Source organism: Polaribacter sejongensis, from assembly GCF_038024065.1.
Taxonomy (GTDB): Bacteria; Bacteroidota; Bacteroidia; order Flavobacteriales; family Flavobacteriaceae; genus Polaribacter; species Polaribacter sejongensis.
The window spans coordinates 2,165,181-2,185,375 of record NZ_CP150667.1; the positions used below are offsets into that span (position 1 = coordinate 2,165,181).

The 20,195-nt window shown below is 33.5% G+C and carries 6 protein-coding genes, 2 tRNA genes and 3 rRNA genes; all 11 read right to left on the minus strand.

Annotated features, from left to right (window positions below; translation table 11 throughout):
- Nucleotides 1-4: 4 nt before the first annotated feature.
- The 11 genes from WHD08_RS09025 to WHD08_RS09075 all read right to left on the minus strand — a co-directional run bounded on the left by WHD08_RS09025 (nt 5) and on the right by WHD08_RS09075 (nt 19,193).
- Nucleotides 5-3,259 (minus strand): SusC/RagA family TonB-linked outer membrane protein, encoded by a 3,255-nt coding sequence (locus WHD08_RS09025; RefSeq protein WP_208891061.1) that lies wholly within the window; start codon nt 3,257-3,259, stop codon nt 5-7.
- 132 nt (nt 3,260-3,391) lie between these two features.
- Nucleotides 3,392-3,766, minus strand: coding sequence for a cupin domain-containing protein (locus WHD08_RS09030; protein ID WP_165733157.1), 375 nt, complete (start codon nt 3,764-3,766; stop codon nt 3,392-3,394).
- Nucleotides 3,767-3,793: 27 nt separating this feature from the next.
- Complete coding sequence (locus tag WHD08_RS09035) at nt 3,794-6,061, minus strand: alginate lyase family protein (RefSeq protein ID WP_208891060.1); 2,268 nt, start codon at nt 6,059-6,061, stop codon at nt 3,794-3,796.
- Between the two features lie 382 nt (nt 6,062-6,443).
- Nucleotides 6,444-8,753: a chondroitinase-B domain-containing protein gene (locus tag WHD08_RS09040; RefSeq protein ID WP_208891059.1), complete on the minus strand. Its 2,310-nt coding sequence runs from the start codon at nt 8,751-8,753 to the stop codon at nt 6,444-6,446.
- A gap of 275 nt (nt 8,754-9,028) precedes the next feature.
- Entirely contained in the window at nt 9,029-10,102 is a 1,074-nt protein-coding gene (locus WHD08_RS09045) for a T9SS type A sorting domain-containing protein (protein WP_208891058.1), read from the minus strand.
- Between the two features lie 15 nt (nt 10,103-10,117).
- A complete protein-coding gene (locus tag WHD08_RS09050) occupies nt 10,118-12,499 on the minus strand; it encodes a polysaccharide lyase 6 family protein (RefSeq protein WP_208891057.1) in 2,382 nt (793 codons plus the stop codon).
- Nucleotides 12,500-14,035: 1,536 nt separating this feature from the next.
- A 5S ribosomal RNA gene (rrf, locus tag WHD08_RS09055) occupies nt 14,036-14,145 on the minus strand.
- A gap of 108 nt (nt 14,146-14,253) precedes the next feature.
- Nucleotides 14,254-17,138 (minus strand): 23S ribosomal RNA (locus WHD08_RS09060).
- A 218-nt stretch (nt 17,139-17,356) separates the two neighbouring features.
- Nucleotides 17,357-17,433 (minus strand) — tRNA-Ala (locus tag WHD08_RS09065).
- Nucleotides 17,434-17,517: 84 nt separating this feature from the next.
- Nucleotides 17,518-17,591, minus strand: a tRNA-Ile gene (locus WHD08_RS09070).
- Between the two features lie 84 nt (nt 17,592-17,675).
- A 16S ribosomal RNA gene (locus tag WHD08_RS09075) occupies nt 17,676-19,193 on the minus strand.
- Together the 16S, 23S and 5S rRNA genes with 2 tRNA genes alongside form the textbook arrangement of a ribosomal RNA operon.
- Between the last annotated feature and the right edge of the window lie 1,002 nt (nt 19,194-20,195).

The window sequence follows — 20,195 nt, forward strand, 5'->3', positions numbered from 1 at the left end:
TTATTTAAAATTGAAAGTTAATTCCCGCTGAAATTGTTTTAACTATAGGTCCATCTCCTCTTTGGTATCCTGCTGTTAAAGGCGTATTCGCATTGTCTGATGTTTGACCTGCTGCTTCTGGATTAAATCCTTCATAACCTTTAGCTGTAAAGAACAATAAGTTTTCTCCTGCTATGTAAAATCTTAATTTATCAAAATTATATTTTGATGTAAAAGATTCTGGTAATGTATATCCTAAAGTTACATTTCTTAAAGCTACAAAAGATGCATCTTGAATGTGGTCATCAGTAAATCTTCTATGAACTGTTAAGTCTCTATCCGGAAAATTAGATACTTCGTTAACGGCAGACTCACTTGCGTAATACAATTGGTCTAAATCTGCAACTCTAACTTCTGCTCCATGAGAACCTTGTAATTGAAAAGAAAAATCGAAATCATACAAAGTAAAATCAGAATTAAAACCCCATTCAAAATCTGGGTAAGGACTACCTAATTCTGTTCTATCATCATCATCAATAATTCCGTCTCCGTTTAAATCTTTTACATATACATCTGCATAATCATTATTAAATCTATTAAAAGGGTTATCTACCCATTCTAAAGGAATTTCTTTTTCATATACCCATCCATAAAAAGAAGTAATTGGCTGCCCAACTTTTGCAATAAATTCAGTTGGTCTTGTATCTTGATCAATTCTAGAGATAATTTGTTCGTTATTTCCTAAGCTTGTTACTTCGTTTCTATTTAAAGAAAACTGACCAGAAACACTCCAACGGAAGTCTTCTTTAGACATCAATCTAGAACTAACCTCAAATTCTACTCCTTCATTTTTAACTTCACCAAGGTTTTGTAACCAATTGTCTGTACCATAAGCAGCAGCAGATGGAGCAAAAAGTAATAAATCTTCACTTGTTCTAATATAGTAATCTGCTGTTAAGCTAAAAAGACCTCTACCAAAAGTAACATCTATACCTGGGTTAAATTCTCTTAGTTTTTCCCAACCTAAAATTTGATTTGCTAAAGTTGTTGCTTTTACACCAGTTGTTCCATCATAGCTAATTGTACTATATGCTTCTTCAAACCTGTAAAGAGATTCGAATATGTTATTAGAAATTTGGTTAGAACCAGAAAGACCATAACTTGCTCTTACTTTTAAGAATGATATTAAATTACTGTCTGATAAGAATTTTTCATTAGACATAACCCAACCAAGAGATGCAGCAGGGAAAAATCCGTTTTTAGAATCTGGACCAAATCTTGTACTTGCATCATTACGTACAGATAATTGAAACAAATATTTTTCATCATAGTTATAATCTAACCTACCAAAAAATGAAACTAATTTTTCGCTTGCATTATCTGTATATGTTGTTCCTCCATCTGCAATAGCAATATTATTGTTAAAGTCGTTAGAGAAACCAACTGCTTCAGATTCTTGTCTATAATTATCACTTTGCATGTACTCAAATCCTAATACTGAATTAAAGTTATGTTTTTTATAACTTGTATCATATTTAAGTAATGACTCGAATGTGTATTGGTTTAACTCATCTCTTCTTTCTAATCTAAAAGATTCTTGATCTCTGTTTTCTTGACCATATAAATAATCTGCTTCGTTACTTTTATTGTGTCTAAAATCACCAGAAATAGTTTGTCTAAAATTAAGTCCTTTTGCTAATTTAAAATCGATATAAGAAGATGCATTTAAACTTAATTTCTTCTTAGTTCTAGATCTTTCCATATAATGTACCAAAGGATGTACGTTTTTAGTGGTAGATAATGTTAAACCACCAGATGTTAAACCACTAGCAACTGGTAAGCCAGTAGCTGGATCTCTAAGAATACTTCTTGGGTTGCTAGGATCTGCAGTAAACGTATGATCAAAAGCTCTAGAAAAACCGTAACTTCCTACACCAAGGTTTTCAAATAATTTTCCTGCATCTGTAGAAACACCTACTTCTGTAGAAAATGGAGTTACATATTTTAAATGTTCTTCATTTAAATATAATGGCACATGCCCCATTTGTCTTAATGGATCTGTAAATCTTGCAGGTACCTTAGTTTGGTCATTATAATTAACACGTATACTTGCACCATATTTTATTTTTTTATTCTTAGATCTACTATCAATCTTAACTCTAGCATTGTATTTTTTAAAATCATCATTTAAAACAATCCCTTCATCTTCTAAATAACCTAAAGAAGCTGAATAACTAGTTAACTCAGAACCACCTCTGGCAGCAAAAGAATGACTTTGTATAAAACCACCATCAAAAATTTCATCTTGCCAATTTGTTTCACCACCTCCTAATGAAGCAATAAATTCCATAGCTTCTAACTCAGCGTAAGCATTATTATAAGATCCATTATCTGCATTTGCGTTATCACCAACAATTCTACCATAATTAGGGCTGTTTACTGATATTGCACTCACCTGACTCTGTAAACCATCTAACCTTGCTCTTTCTTGCGCTATTGTTGTATTAAAGTTGCTGTTGTTATCAGAATATTTATATCCTGTAAAGCTGTTATAAGAAAATCTTGTTTGACCAGAAATCCCTTCTTTTAAAGTAACTAAAATTACACCATTTGCACCACGAGAACCATAAATAGCCACAGAAGATGCATCTTTTAAAACACTAATAGATTTAATATTATTATTGTCTATAGATCCTAAAATATCTGAATCTGTACCTAGAATTACTCCATCTACCACAATTAAAGGAGAAGAAGAACCAGTAACAGAACCAGGTCCTCTTAATGTAATTTTAGGATCTCCACCCGCTTCAGAAGAAGTTACTTGAATTCTTAAACCTGCAACTCTACCTTTAAGAGCATCTTCTACACGTGCTACTGCTTGGTTTTGAAGATCTTCTCCAGAAACTTTTGTTAAAGCACTTGTTACGTTTTTTTGTTTTTGATTTCCATAACCAACTACAACAATTTCATCTAAAATATTAGAATCTTCGTCTAAGGCTACATTAATTGTTTTTTGATTTGTAAAAGTTACCGTTTTCGTTTTAAAACCTAAGTAAGAAAACTGAATAACATCTCCAGACTTCACGGTAATTTTATAATTACCATCAAAATCGGTACTTGTTCCTTTTGTTGTTCCAACCAGGATAACATTAGCCCCTAATATAGGCTCACTATCCGTTTTAGACATAACATTTCCCGTTACTGTAACACTTTCCTGCGCAAATCCTATTGCACTAAAAAGAAGCATTGCAATAAATACTAACTTAATTTTTAAGTTCATTGTTAATTGTTTTGAATTATTTTTCTTTAAAAAACATTTAATCTTAAATGTCCTTTAAGATTAAAACTGCTATATTTTGATGTAATAGTAACGTCTATCACCTCATTAAATCTTCCTTAAGAGATTATTGTATTACTTCTTGTCTGCAAAATAAGAAGGTCCATCTCCAGTTAAGAAATCTTCTCTTACAGGACTAAATGTGTCAATTAATTGTCCTTCTTCTAAACAAACAGCACTATGCAATAAATTAGGCTCTATATAAACCCCATCTCCTGCTTCTACAATTTGCTTTACACCGTCAATTTCAAATTCGAATTTACCTGAAACCACATAAGTAGCTTGCGTATGAAAATGTTGATGTGGTGCACCTAATGCTCCTTCTTCAAATTTTACGCTTACCATCATAATTTGATTATCGTAACCTAAAAATTTTCTAGAAACTCCTCCACCTAATACTTCCCAATCTAAATCTTTAGAAATCACGTACTTTTCACTAAATCTATTCATTTTTCCCATTTTATTTATTTTTTTTATTTACTTATAATAATAAGAACCTTTCCAATTATACTCCTTATTGCCTATTTTAATTATATGATTTTTATCTGTAGAATTATCTTTATTAGAGATTATAAAAATTTTGGTTGTATTTTTCTTCGTAATAATCTCTACTGCAGTATATGCCTCTGTATCTAAAACAATTTTTAAGTTTGTAATACTACTATATGCATTTAAAGCTAGTTCAGAAACAGAACTATAACTACCATGAGACTCTATTACAGAAGCAAAAGTGGTATTTTGAGTATTTTTTCTTCGGATAATAAAAGAAGGTTCTTTACGTAAATTATACTCAGGATCGTTGGCACCAATTCTTGCCAAAATTAACTCATCATTTGCATTGGAAGCGGTTGTTAATGTGTAGAATAAATCTTTATTTTTCCAAGAGAACACCGTATTATCTGTTGCCGGTTTACCAGAAGCCTCTTTCCATAAATGCTGATAACCATTCTTTTTTCCTAAAGGATTTAGTTGATCATACGTTTCAAACTCAAAATTAGTTTTCATAATATGACCTAAATAATAATAAGGTAAATCATATTGTTTTTTACTATCTGATTTTATTTTGAAAAGATCTATTGTAAATGGTCTTTCAAAATCTTCATCTTTAATTAAGGCTAGGGTTCTAAGCATTTCCGTACCAGGATACGCATTTACCTCTGCTGCACTTAATATCTGTATATTAGGATTTTTATCATCATAAAAGTACAAATCTGAGTGGTGCTTTGTTCCAATCTCAAACTTTCCTTCAAAATGACTTTCTTCATTTACAGTAATCGTATTATGTGCAATGGTTTGTTTTGCCCATGTTTGGTTTTCTTTTAAATAATTACCTCCACCTTTTTGTTCAATATTTACAAAACGAGCTAAACCATAATCTTGTAATACTTCATTCCCCTTTTCATGTAAAGAGAAAGATAGTTTATCATAATGACCATGACTAGAACCATGTGAAGCGTATTTATATACCAACTCTAAATTATCACTTCTTAAAATACCAACTCCTCCTTCGTCTCCTTTTTTACCGTCAGATAAATTAACAGATTTTTTTGTGAAAGGTTTTTCTAAGCCCTCTTTAATTCCTATTGCAATTGCTAAACCCGTATCATCTAAAACAACTCTATCTTGTTTTTTAGCAATGCTTAACAACTCAGGGTTTTCTCCTCCAAACTTATAAGCGATGTCTACTGCAGAAACCAACGCTGCTGTATAATAAGACATTCCTTTCTGACCATCATTTAATGGAAAAAAATCTCCATCTGCATCTGATAAGTTTAGTAAAGCATCTACTCCTTTTAATAAAACGCCATCTTTATATTCAAATATTTTTAATTCTGGTTTTACATTGTGTAATGCTTCTGCAAAAATTAAAAAAGGATACATGGCATAACGTTGATAATAAGGACCTTCATTATAATAACCATCTGGAGAAAAAGGTTCGTCTAAGTTTCCGAAAAAACCTAACCTTAATCCTTCAACCTTAATAAAACCACCATCATTGTCTCTCATTCCAGTATTTAAATTATCCGTTTTTAAGCCGTTTAATGCATTGTCTAACAATTCATCGTTGTCCATAACCAAAGCAATCATTCCAACAGCTACATTACCCCAAGTACTATGGTTATGTACTCTGTTAAAAAACTGTGGATTACCTTCTGATATAAATTTAGCAAACGGAATAAATAAATCTTTTTCTAATGTTTCTCTTTCTTCTTTTGATAACCAATCATAAACGCAATCATAAGCTTGTGCAGAATACACTAACCAATTAGAATCATTTAAACATTGCCAAAATATTTTACCTCTTGCATAAGATCTTGTTTGTGGATGTACAGGTAATGTTGGATATAATTTTGCATACGCAAACAACATATCTTTAACATAGTTTGCATATTTTTCATCATTCAAAATCTGAAATAAGACTCCAGCTTTTTGAATAATTATAAAGTTTTTCTTGTGACGTTCATGCGTATAACCTCCAGATAAATCTTTAGGAATAGGAACTAATATTCCTAATTCTATTTCGGCATCTACTTCTGCTTTTGTATCTGCTAACGTTTTATCAAAAATAGGCACATTGCCTAAGTTTTTTCTGATGTTATCTACACCTTGTTTGGTTAAAATCAATTTAGGATGTGAACCCTCATTTTCTACGTCATCATTAGCATTCTCTGTTGTTTTATTACAAGAGATCGCAATAAAACTAATAAAAAAAAGAGCTATTAATTGTATGCTAAATTTTTTCATATATAAATTGAAATTAAAATTGGTTAACCAGATTGGTGTACCAAATATATGGCTAATTAGTATTTTAACAAAATAATAGTATATAAAATAGTGAATTTAACATAATTTACAGGCAGAATTTCATCTTTTTACATTATTGATGTTATAAAAAACCAAAAAAAAAGGCCCATTTATATTAAATAAATGGGCCTTTAAAGTAATAATTCAAAAAACTACTCAATAATTATTTTTATAGAACCTACTAAGTCATTACTTATAACCTTTAAAACATAAACTCATTTAGAAAATCAGACAATTCAATTGTTTTTTTGTCTGTATATATTCTTCGTAAACGGATATTGAAAAAAAATTAAAAGAACGATTAGAGGTATAATATATTTTATTAATACATTAATTTCATCACTAAATTCTCTTCAGTTTTAATTTTACCAGAATTGATTAATGTATTATTAGATTCAATGTTGTTTTTTGCTCCCCATAAAATAGAAACAAACTCCACTTTATTGTTTTTAAATACATTCTTAGTAATGTTTACATTCACAATACCTCTATGATTTAACAACATACCATTTTCTTCTTTACTTCCACATTCTGTAAAAGTACTATTAGAAACCAATAAGTTTCCGCCAATAGTAGACTCATCATAACCACCTCTGTAATAGTCTATCACATTTTGCTTAACATTTGTAAACTGACAGTTATCTACCGTTAAATACTCTGTATTATAGTCTCCTCTATCATTTGTTTCTTCAGATAACTCAATACCGTTTTCACAATTGGTAATGGTGCTATTTTTAAAGGTTACTTCTTCTGCAAATGTCTGTTTGTATGCTTTTAACACATAATCAAAATTATTAATATCACATCCAGAAACTGTCAATCCAAAATGGTTAGACATGTTTTTATTTAAGTTTGCAAAAGCTTGCTGTTTTCCGTTTCCAGAAAGCACAATGTTATTAATGGTTAAAATTCCGTACGGATTCAAGTTAAATAAAGGCGTATTATCTGCTCCCTCAAAAACAATTTCCGCTTTTTCATCATCCTTAGATTGAATTGTTATTGATTTATTAATAACAAGAGATGCTGAAACTTTATATGTACCAGAACTCAACGCAATAACATCACCTGGTTTAGCAGAAGCTATTGCCGCTTCTAATTCACCTTTAGCATTTGTAACCGCTAAAACATTTGGTGTTGCAGCTTCTACTACATTAGAATACCAAGAGGCTCCGTATTTTGTTTTATCTAAAATTGCGGGATCTTTCATTAATCCTTGAACTGCTGCTCCTATAGAGTTTGAGGTTTCTCTAGAGTTTCCAAAAATATCATGTTTAATAGTTTCAAAACCAAAACCGTTGTAAACATCAAAATCACTCGTTAATTTTGGCATATAAATATGCTCACTCAATTTTGTTAATTCAAATTCGGTAGCTTGTATTCTTTCTGAATTATCGAAACCTACACCCTGATTATTAATAATATTATTTTTAAATTTTACTCCATCCGCTTTATCATGTTCTATAATTGGAGTTTCATCTCCTACACTGTTGTAAATAATGTTATTTGCAACAACTGTTCTAAGCGCTCTTGCAGAACGAATTTCCGACTTAGGTAATACAGCTGCTTGAGCAATATTGGTACCTACACCAAATTGCCAAGGAGATTTAGAATCTACATACGTATTATATGCAACTACAACATCGGTAACTTGATTGTATCTATTTAATGGCGATTTAGGAATACCATTCATAATAGCTAATGGACTTCTAAAATTTTCTCCTATAATTTTATAAAAATAATTATTGATAATCCAGTGTCCGGTATTTACAATTCTAATTCCACCAAATTGTTTATTTACACCATCACCAATAAAATAATTACCATCAATAGTAACGTAATTTCCATGACGGGTTACAACAGAACCTTCACTTTTATAAAAAACGTTATTTTTAATGATATTAAAATTTGTCTTACTAGAAATTATTTCAACTTCTCCATTACATTCTTCAAATAAATTGTTTGCAATGGTTGTATTACTTGGAGACATAGATGTAAAACTACTTCCTAATTGAATAGTTTCTCCTCTTGCACCACCTTTTCTAGGTCTTGGTCCAAAATGATTATTTATAATTTGGTGATAATTTCTAATGCTTTGGTTTCCTTTTAGATCTACTCTAACGGTTGGTCCTCCATTTGTTTTACCAGCAATATAATTATTACTTAATTCGTTGTGCGTACCATAAAGTTGCACCCATAAATTATCTTGATCTCGCTCTAAACTGTTATAATCTAAAATAACGCAATTGGTAACTTTACTATAGTTTGCTACATTTTCATCTGTAATTCTAAAACCAATAACATTTTTAAACGGAGAATATCCGTTTCTAAAAAACAATCCGTTTACTTCTAAATAACTACCACCTATCTGTAAACTAGAAACACCTTCTATAAAAACTTTACCTGCATTTTCTGCTTTTAAAACAATAGGATTTTCTTCTGTTCCTTCTCCTTCAAAGACAATTTCTACATCTTTATAAACTCCATCTTTAATAACAATATTATCTCCTGCCTGTGCATTTTTTGCTGCATCTATTAGTTCGGATGAATTTGTTACAACAATACTTTTAGTTACTTTTTGCTGACAAGAAACGATTAGCAATAGTAAACTGATAATTAGAAGTGTTTTTTTCATTTTCTTTTAGTTAATATGTTTTGGGTAAACCATTATAAAATTTTTAGAGACTGCTAACCCTAAAAAAGTATGTTGTTTTTAAAATAGTACATAAATTATTTGGCAAAACAAAAACTGGTTTACCAAATTGGTTTACCAAATATAGTTACTAATTTTGGAATGCTAAAACTATTTAAGAAGAATTAATAGTTTCATTAAGAACTCATTAATTTTATGTTTCAAAAATTAAAAATAAATATAAATACTTAAGTTTAACTAATTAAGCTTTAAAAGCATTATTTAATATAGCATTTTAATACTTTTACTATTATTGAATCTTTTGTAAAAACAACAAAATACAATCCTTTAGAAAAACCACTAACATCTATTTTTTTATTATTTAACCTCTTTTCTATAGAAATTTTTCTACCAGTGTTATCAAACAACGCAACTTTATCATACGTATCTGAATCTGCATTTTTAAATTCTATCTCATTAGACGCTGGATTTGGAAATAATAAAATACTTTCTGCTTTCGCTTTTAAATCATCAACAGAAAGTAATCCTGTAATTTCTTCAATACTAAAATCTGCATATTTTACTATTTCATCTTGCAGATCTTGTTTATTATTTAAACTTCTATAAATACCCCATTTTGGTCTTGCAAATTCTGCACCATCTTGCCATGTATCTAATGGGCTATTAGAATAACTAAATATTTCTTCATTATTAGAAACCTTTCTTATTTCTAAAGAATAGCTCCCTACATCATCAAATTTAATATGCTCTGTTACTTCTACCCAATTCCCTCTAAATAAATCTAAGTTTGCCGTTTTTAAAGTAGTCTGATTATTGGTTGCTGTATATCTTAACTCTAATTTATCTGGATTTCCTTTTCTTAAAGTAAAAGAAATCATAGGTATAGATGCATAAGCGCCACCAACAGCTTTTATTTGATGAATATGTGTAAAACTTGCTGAAGTTTTAAAGGAATCACTTAACTTAAATTTCCATTTATATGTTACAGTTTCTCCTTTTGTCGCCTTTAAAGTTTCAGGAGAATCTGCGTACGTTTTTATTTCATTACGTTGTCTATCAAACTTTTTACAACGATCATTATCTGGAGTTACATGAATATGAAAACGAAAAACATTTTTATTTAATTCTGTATCAAAAACTTCATCTATATGATTTCCAAAATCTGCATGATTGCAATCTGGAGCCTCTACAGCACTTCTATTTGGATTTGCAAAAACAGAATTTATCAACTCATAGGTATTTCCAGGACCATCGGCACTTAATACAACCTGACTAAAAATTGTTTGTGATACTAAAGTCAAAAAAGCAATACCAAAAAGAAAGTTTTTCATGATCAGAAAATATATTTATTGCTTTAAACCAATATTACCTACATCATTATTTACTTTTAATAATGGTGATTTATCACTTGGAATAAAAAGGAAATTATCATCCCATCGAGGGTTTTTATAAATTAAATTTTCCTTTTTAGCATTATCACTTATTTTAACAAAACCACTTTTGTGAATTAAACAATTAGAAATACTATTATTAGAACCTTTTAGAGAAACAGGTGTTACAACCTTATAACTATCTTCAATCACAGAATTTGTAATGGAAACATTGCTAATTCCATCTGCTCTAATAATTTCACCTTTTTCGTTATTAAAAACGTTACTAAATATTGAATTATTTATAATTAAATTTCCACCAGGAATTTCTGTCGATACCGTTTTTCTATAATAATTAATTGCTGCTTCTTCTATATTTTTAAAAACAGTGTTGTCTATAATAATAGTATTCGCATTGTATAGTTCCATAATATCTTTATCATAAGATAAATTTAGCCCTCTATAGTTGTTTTCAAATCTAGAATTTATAAAACTTAACGTGTCTGCTTTTGTACCATTATAGGCTTTAAAAACGCTTCCTCCATTTTTATTCGTAAAGTTTTGGAAGATAATATTATCTACAAATAAATTATAAAGTCCGCCTTCTTGTTTATCAGGAGAAACAATAGCATATTTTAATTCAGAATTTACACCATCTAGAATTGCATTGCTAATATGTAGGTTTACCCCTTCATTTACCCTAAACAAATAACTAATTGGTTTTTCTAAATCTTTTTTGGCCGCTATAATGGTAGCACCGCCTTTATCTCCAACAATAGTAATATTCTTAGATACTTTAATTGATTTTTCTAAAATATACTCTCCTGTTTTTAAATTTAAAACAGAACCTGGAGACGCTTTATCAATCGCTTTTCTTAAAGTTTCTATACCAGGTTCTACGGTAATTTCTTCAGCTTTAATAATTGGAGCAACAATATTAGGTGTCCACCCCGGACCAGATCTTAACTTTAAAGCTCTTGGTAAATTGTTAGCATCCAAATTAAAAGCGCCTGCATTAAAAACTTCTCTTATATTATTATTGATATCTTTTTCTAGACTTTTACTATTTTTAGTAACCACTAACAAATCGTTATTTTTAGCAGTTGGCAGAGGAAAAGAACCTATTTCTTTCCAATCTATTTTTGTTGCATTAAAACCATTAATAACTTGTGGTGTTGCCGCATCTATATAATTATTATTGAAAGTGATTCCTGAAACGTCATCAACAAATAAAATATTTTTCCCTGGCTTGTCGTTAAAAATTAAATTGTTTGAAAAATTAGTATTTATAGGTGCCAACGTTTTTTCATCATCTTTACCTTCTCCGAAGGAAATTGGCCCAGAATTGATAATCGTATTATTCTGAATATCTACATTCTTTACTTGTTCATATCTATTTAATGGTGAATTTGGGACTCCATTCATCACGACAATTGGTCCTCTATAGCCATCTCCTAACAAACCAACAAATAAATTATTTCTGATAATATGATTAGAGTTGATTACCCTAACTCCACCTGTTTTAGAAACACCGTTTCCTAAAAAAACATTTCTTTCTACCAACGCATTATCACCATGTCTTAATGTTAACGCACCTTGGCTACCTACAAATAAATTATCTCTATAAATATTATCTCCAGATTTATTAGAAATAATTTCTATTTCACCGTCACAACTTGAAAAAATATTTTTTTCTACTAAAGTTTTAGATGATTTTTTAGAGTTTGTACTAGTACCAATTCTAATTGTTTCTCCTCCGTTTTTACCTAAATCTGGTCTTTTACCAAAAAAGTTATTATCTATTCTATGATTATTTTCTACATGTTCTTCTCCTTTAAGCCAAACCACCAAAGTAGTTCCTTCACTAATTTTACCTGTAAAGTTATTATGATCTACTCGGTTATTTTTACCCCAAATATCTACCCAATGGTCTTTTAAATTTTCTTTAGATTTAAAATAAGAAATTGTAGAATTTGTTAAGCGACAGTTATTTGCGAATATTTTAGAATCTTTTCTAAACTGAATAACCGATTTATAGGTTGTATTACCATCTTTAAACCACAAACCACTTACAATTATAAATTCTCCATAAATATTTAAAGTTGAGTTTCCTGTAATAATTACTTCTCCTGGAGTTTCTGCTTTTACTAAAATAGGATTACCTTCTTCACCTTGTCCATAAGCATGTAACTCTACATCTTCCCAAACTCCATTTTTTAATACAATTATAGTACCTGGTTTTGCCGATTTTATAGTTTTGTTATATTCTGTGATATTAGAAACTAATTTTTCTTGTGCAAAAAAACTAAAGATTCCTAAAGTAAAAAAGGTGATAAAAGTAAAGACTATGTTTTTCATAAAAAGAGAGTAATAATTTATTATAGTTATAACTAAATCAAAAAGTGAACCGTTTTTATTTTAAACGTAATATTGGTTTACCAAATTGGTTTACCAAATGTACGGTTTTTTATTAAATAAAGAAAAACTCTAAATTGATTAACTAAATAAGTGGTTTTGAATATTAAAAAAAGTTAACAAACATGCCAAATTCTGTAACTCATACTAGTAACAACAAATTTATGGGGTAAATGCTAAAAATCAACAAATGATATAACGTACAGAATAGAATAAGCCTTAACAGGTGTAAAGAATGGTAAAGCATATAAGTTATTTGTAAATTTCAAAAATATGTAACATTATACTTTTGATATAAAGCAATAAGTAATTTTAGAGGTAGGAACATCAAGTTTATTAATTAATGTGAATATGGATCCATCAAATCCAACTGCGAGGCAAACAGAAATTGTCAAAGATAATTTTATATCAAACTAGTAATAGAGATGGAAATGATCTAGCAATAGATGATATTTATGAAGGTGAAGTGGAGGATCCAAACTTAGCAATCTCAATACAACATGATGGACTAACAAAAGATAAAACAAATTCATTGAATTCCAATATAAAAGTAAGAGATAATTTACATGGAAACTTTTCATAGTATTATTAGTATGCTCCAGAGATATGATCATATCCATTAATTATAATTAACTTGAATACATTTGCGCATGGAAACAATACAGGAAGTAACTTACCTCAAACTGCGACTAAAATTTGATAACATAGTTTTCAGTATATACATTTAGTGATAATAAAAATAATAAAGGACTTGGTTAAACAAATTGACAAGAGCAAAAAATTATTGATGCAATATTAAATAGAATAACAAAAAAAATAAGCATTAATTGAAAACGTAATACAATACAAAAGATAAATTTAAACACTAATTTAATAAAGGATAATACCTTAATAGGTTTAAATAATTATAGTAAATGTCATATCTAATCTGATAAATACATATTATACTTTAGTTTGATAAATAAATACTTCTATACTGATTAAGTATATTGAACAATGATAACTTAATTATTTATCGTAAAAAAATATAGCAATTCAGTTACATAAATAAACCTAATCATAAAAATAACTTAGACTAAGTGATTTTATAAAAAAATTAATAAACATAAATATTATATGATTTTTAAGTCACTTATTTTGTTCTTCCATACAACTTAAGTAAGGCTAGTGCTCGTTTATAACGAGTACCATTACGGGTAACATATCTACCGCCAATTTGTCTTTTTGACTTTTCGGGAGAAATAACATAACAATATAAAATAGTTTATGATCAAGAATATGAGGTTTTCCTACGGTCAAAATGACAAGTTAAATAACTTTATCTTATGGATAGATTTAACAATAAATATTTTCAAGGCTAGTGCTCGTTTGCAACGAGTACCGTCACAAAATCATACACACAATTTCAGTTTATCACAAAAAAAAACCTCAATTCCGAAGAATTGAGGTTTATAGATACGGAGTTTATTCCGTATTAAAGAAAGGCGGCGACCTACTCTCCCACATAAATGCAGTACCATCGGCGCGATTGGGCTTAACTTCTCTGTTCGAGATGGGAAGAGGTGAGCCCCAATGCTATAACCACCCTAAAATTTTCAGCTAAATTGCTTCAACTGTATAAGTTGACATATGGTAAAATAATATCGTTTTTTTCGTAATAAATAAAGAGTCTGTGCTCCCGCCTTTCGGCGGGAAGCGTACATAAGTCTATGGGTTATTAGTATCACTTGGCTATGACATTACTGCCTTTACACCTATGACCTATCAACGTTGTAATCTCCAACGACCCTTTAAAGAAATCTCATCTTGTGGTGGGTTTCGCGCTTATATGCTTTCAGCGCTTATCCCTTCCCGACGTAGCTACCCTGCTATGCTTCTGGCGAAACAACAGGTACACTAGAGGTCAGTCCAACTCGGTCCTCTCGTACTAGAGTCAGATCCACGCAAATTTCTAACGCCCACAGCAGATAGAGACCGAACTGTCTCACGACGTTCTGAACCCAGCTCGCGTGCCACTTTAATGGGCGAACAGCCCAACCCTTGGGACCTTCTCCAGCCCCAGGATGTGACGAGCCGACATCGAGGTGCCAAACCCCCCCGTCGATATGAGCTCTTGGGGGAGATCAGCCTGTTATCCCCGGAGTACCTTTTATCCTTTGAGCGATGGCCCTTCCATGCGGAACCACCGGATCACTATGCTCTTGTTTCCAACCTGATCGACCTGTATGTCTCTCAGTCAAGCACCCTTATGCCATTGCACTCTACGTACGGTTACCAAGCGTACTGAGGGTACCTTTAGAAGCCTCCGTTACTCTTTTGGAGGCGACCACCCCAGTCAAACTACCCACCAAGCACTGTCCTCATCTCTGAGTTAGACTCTAGATAAGCAAAGGGTGGTATTTCAAGGACGACTCCACAACGCCTAGCGACGCCGCTTCAATGTCTCCCACCTATCCTACACATTACTTATCCAAAGCCAATACTAAGCTATAGTAAAGGTTCACGGGGTCTTTTCGTCCCGCTGCGGGTAATCGGCATCTTCACCGATACTACAATTTCACCGAGCTCATGGCTGAGACAGTGTCCAGATCGTTGCACCATTCGTGCAGGTCGGAACTTACCCGACAAGGAATTTCGCTACCTTAGGACCGTTATAGTTACGGCCGCCGTTTACTGGGGCTTCATTTCAGATCTTCGCCGAAGCTAAACCCTCCACTTAACCTTCCAGCACCGGGCAGGTGTCAGGCCTTATACATCATCTTTCAATTTAGCAAAGCCCTGTGTTTTTGATAAACAGTCGCCTGGACCTTTTCACTGCGGCCCATCCGAAGATGGGCGACCCTTCTCCCGAAGTTACGGGTCTATTTTGCCTAGTTCCTTAGCCATGAATCTCTCGAGCACCTTAGAATTCTCATCCCAACTACCTGTGTCGGTTTACGGTACGGGTTCTTATAATCTGAAGCTTAGAGGTTTTTCTTGGAAGCCCTTAGGCACGCTATCCAATTGTCCGAAGACGCTTGGTACTATCACATTTCACCTAGATCTGCGGATTTGCCTACAGTTCTAATAGCTACATGTTTCAACGAACTATTCCGTCAGTTCGCGGTGCTTTCATTACTCCGTCACCCCATCGCAATTATAAGAAGTACAGGAATATTAACCTGTTATCCATCGACTACTCCCTTCGGATTCGCCTTAGGACCCGACTAACCCTCAGCTGATTAGCATCGCTGAGGAAACCTTAGTCTTTCGGTGTGGGGGTTTCTCGCCCCCATTATCGTTACTTATGCCTACATTTTCTTTTGTAATCACTCCAGCATACCTCACAGTACACCTTCTACGCTGATTACAATGCTCCCCTACCACTAACGTGTCTTTCAACGTTAATCCATAGCTTCGGTAATATGTTTATGCCCGATTATTATCCATGCGAAATCGCTCGACTAGTGAGCTGTTACGCACTCTTTAAATGAATGGCTGCTTCCAAGCCAACATCCTAGCTGTCTAAGCAATTTCACCTCGTTTTTTCAACTTAACATATATTTGGGGACCTTAGCTGATGGTCTGGGTTCTTTCCCTCTCGGACATGGACCTTAGCACCCATGCCCTCACTGCTGAGAAACATTTTATAGCATTCGGAGTTTGTCAGGAATTGGTAGGCGGTGAAGCCCCCGCATCCAATCAGTAGCTCTACCTCTATAAAACTTTTACTCAACGCTGCACCTAAATGCATTTCGGGGAGTACGAGCTATTTCCGAGTTTGATTGGCCTTTCACCCCTACCCACAGGTCATCCAAAGACTTTTCAACGTCAACTGGTTCGGTCCTCCACTGTATGTTACTACAGCTTCAACCTGCCCATGGGTAGATCACTCGGTTTCGCGTCTACTACTACTAACTAAATCGCCCTATTCAGACTCGCTTTCGCTACGGCTCCTTGACTTAATCAATTAACCTTGCTAGAAACAGTAACTCGTAGGCTCATTATGCAAAAGGCACGCCGTCACACCATAAATGATGCTCCGACCGCTTGTAGGCGTACGGTTTCAGGTTCTATTTCACTCCCTTACTTAGGGTTCTTTTCACCTTTCCCTCACGGTACTAGTTCACTATCGGTCTCTCAGGAGTATTTAGCCTTACCGGATGGTCCCGGTGGATTCATACAGGATTACTCGTGTCCCGCACTACTCAGGGTACCACTATCTAAAATTCGCTTACTTTTACGGGACTATCACCCTCTATGGTTTGTCTTTCCAAACAATTCTAATTCACTTATCTTCGAATATCGTGGCCCTACAACCCCTATTTTGCCGTAACAAAATAGGTTTGGGCTAATCCGCGTTCGCTCGCCACTACTAACGGAATCACTATTGTTTTCTCTTCCTCCGGTTACTTAGATGTTTCAGTTCACCGGGTTTACCCCACTTACGTGGTGACATGTCTTCAACATGCCGGGTTGCCCCATTCGGATATCTACGGATCAAAAGGTATGTGCCCCTCCCCGTAGCTTTTCGCAGCTTATCACGTCCTTCGTCGTCTCTGAGAGCCTAGGCATCCGCCATACGCCCTTACTTAACTTATTGTACTTTTTGCTACAGTATGTTTCCATACTATAATGAACTCTTTTATATTTTTATAAAAAAATTATTTAATTAGATTGCTCTAATTGTTCTCTATCTATTTGATTCTTACGATATCATTTTACCAATATGTCAATGAACTTTCTTTCAATTACACAATTATCAGTTAACAATTATCAATTCAAAATTGATCAATGTTAAATGGTCATTGTTAATTGACCTGGTGGAGAATATCGGAGTCGAACCGATGACCTCTTGCGTGCAAGGCAAGCGCTCTAGCCAGCTGAGCTAATCCCCCATTATGAAATTCAGAATAAATCCTAAATTATGAATGTAGAATCCTCTTACTTCCAGAATTTCCTTAGTACTTTTTTGCTTTTTGTAGTCCCGGGCAGACTCGAACTGCCGACCTCTACATTATCAGTGTAGCGCTCTAACCAGCTGAGCTACGAGACTATAATAGCTTAAAATACTTATATTATAAAATTAACAGCAAAGAGTAAAAATGACCTTTTTTTGTAACTCACCATCTTTCTCTAGAAAGGAGGTGTTCCAGCCGCACCTTCCGGTACGGCTACCTTGTTACGACTTAGCCCTAGTTACCAGTTTTACCCTAGGCGGCTCCTTGCGGTGACCGACTTCAGGCACTCCCAGCTTCCATGGCTTGACGGGCGGTGTGTACAAGGCCCGGGAACGTATTCACCGGATCATGGCTGATATCCGATTACTAGCGATTCCAGCTTCACGGAGTCGAGTTGCAGACTCCGATCCGAACTGTGATATGGTTTATAGATTCGCTCTCTGTTGCCAGATGGCTGCTCATTGTCCATACCATTGTAGCACGTGTGTGGCCCAGGACGTAAGGGCCGTGATGATTTGACGTCATCCCCACCTTCCTCACTACTTGCGTAGGCAGTCTCGTTAGAGTCCCCAACTTTACTTGCTGGCAACTAACGACAGGGGTTGCGCTCGTTATAGGACTTAACCTGACACCTCACGGCACGAGCTGACGACAACCATGCAGCACCTTGTAATCTGTCCGAAGAAAACTCTATCTCTAAAGCTGTCAGACTACATTTAAGCCCTGGTAAGGTTCCTCGCGTATCATCGAATTAAACCACATGCTCCACCGCTTGTGCGGGCCCCCGTCAATTCCTTTGAGTTTCAGTCTTGCGACCGTACTCCCCAGGTGGGATACTTATCACTTTCGCTTAGTCACTGAGCTAATGCCCAACAACTAGTATCCATCGTTTACGGCGTGGACTACCAGGGTATCTAATCCTGTTCGCTCCCCACGCTTTCGTCCCTCAGCGTCAGTACATACGTAGTAGACTGCCTTCGCAATCGGTATTCTGTGTAATATCTATGCATTTCACCGCTACACTACACATTCTATCTACTTCCATATGACTCAAGTCAACCAGTATCAAAGGCAGTTCCATAGTTGAGCTATGGGATTTCACCTCTGACTTAATTGACCGCCTGCGGACCCTTTAAACCCAATGATTCCGGATAACGCTCGGACCCTCCGTATTACCGCGGCTGCTGGCACGGAGTTAGCCGGTCCTTATTCTTACAGTACCGTCAAGCTAGTATACATACCAGTGTTTCTTCCTGTATAAAAGAAGTTTACAACCCATAGGGCAGTCATCCTTCACGCGGCATGGCTGGGTCAGAGTTGCCTCCATTGCCCAATATTCCTCACTGCTGCCTCCCGTAGGAGTCTGGTCCGTGTCTCAGTACCAGTGTGGGGGATCTCCCTCTCAGGACCCCTACCTATCAAAGTCATGGTAAGCCGTTACCTTACCATCTAACTAATAGGACGCATAGCCATCTTTTACCAATAAATCTTTAATTAAGTTTTGATGCCAAAACTCAATACCATGGAGCATTAATCTTCATTTCTAAAGGCTATTCCCCAGTAAAAGGTAGGTTCTATACGCGTTACGCACCCGTGCGCCGGTCGTCATCTGTGCAAGCACAATGTTACCCCTCGACTTGCATGTGTTAAGCCTGCCGCTAGCGTTCATCCTGAGCCAGGATCAAACTCTTCATTGTATATTTTAAATATTTTAATGAATAAGTTTCAAAAGAATTTGTTTAAATAAATCTAAACATGGTTATTCTACTCTTTAATTACGCTGTCAATTTCAATATTTTCAATGAACTTTGTTTCAATCTTAATTAACAACTTAAAGATGTTAATCGGTTAAAACTTTGTAGAAATGTTAGACTCGAACTAACTGACTTTCTTAAGAGTCATTCCAAATTTTCTTTGATCGTTTTTGCTGTAATTCTTAGCGGCTGCAAACATACAAACTATTTCTAATCTGACAATAAAAAAATTAAACTTTTTTTTATTTGTTTTTGTTTGCTGTAAAACTAAAAATCTCTGAACTTTTTTGCCGAAAATTTCGGACTGCAAACATACAACTCTTTTTAATTATAAACCTAAGGAAATTGTTATTTTATTTTTAATAAAATTTTGACATTTTATTTAGATAAAAGACTAATCCTCACCTTACTTACAACTCCTCAATGAACGTTGCTAACTGTGTGATATTACTGTTAGCGGGTGCAAACTTACAACTCATTTTTAATCTAACAACTATTTTTTTACCTTTATTTTAATTTAATTTTACATACCGTTTTAATGAGCTTGTTTTTAAGGGGTTATAAAGGAAGTTTTTTTGAGGTTTTTTTTTGGGTTTTAGTAATTGTCGTGGTTTTGGAGGTGCATGCTTGTTTTTAACACATAGAAACATAGAAATCATAGGTTGGTTGGAGGGGTAATTTTAGTTCAAAAAGGTCTTTTGGTTGTTTGAGGTTTGATAAAATGTGAATGAATCTTAGAAATAGTGTGATTAAAGTAGACTTCACTGGTTATGAGAAAGTCTTTTTAAGCACTATACATTCTAACCGTTCCATTCTTTTGCTAATAGTTGATACAATTTACAATATTAAAAATGGCTAAGTATTTTTTTCTAACAAGAGACTCTTTCAATATAAATACTATTGTATCTTATATATAAGAGAGTGTTTTTAAAAAGAAAGATTATT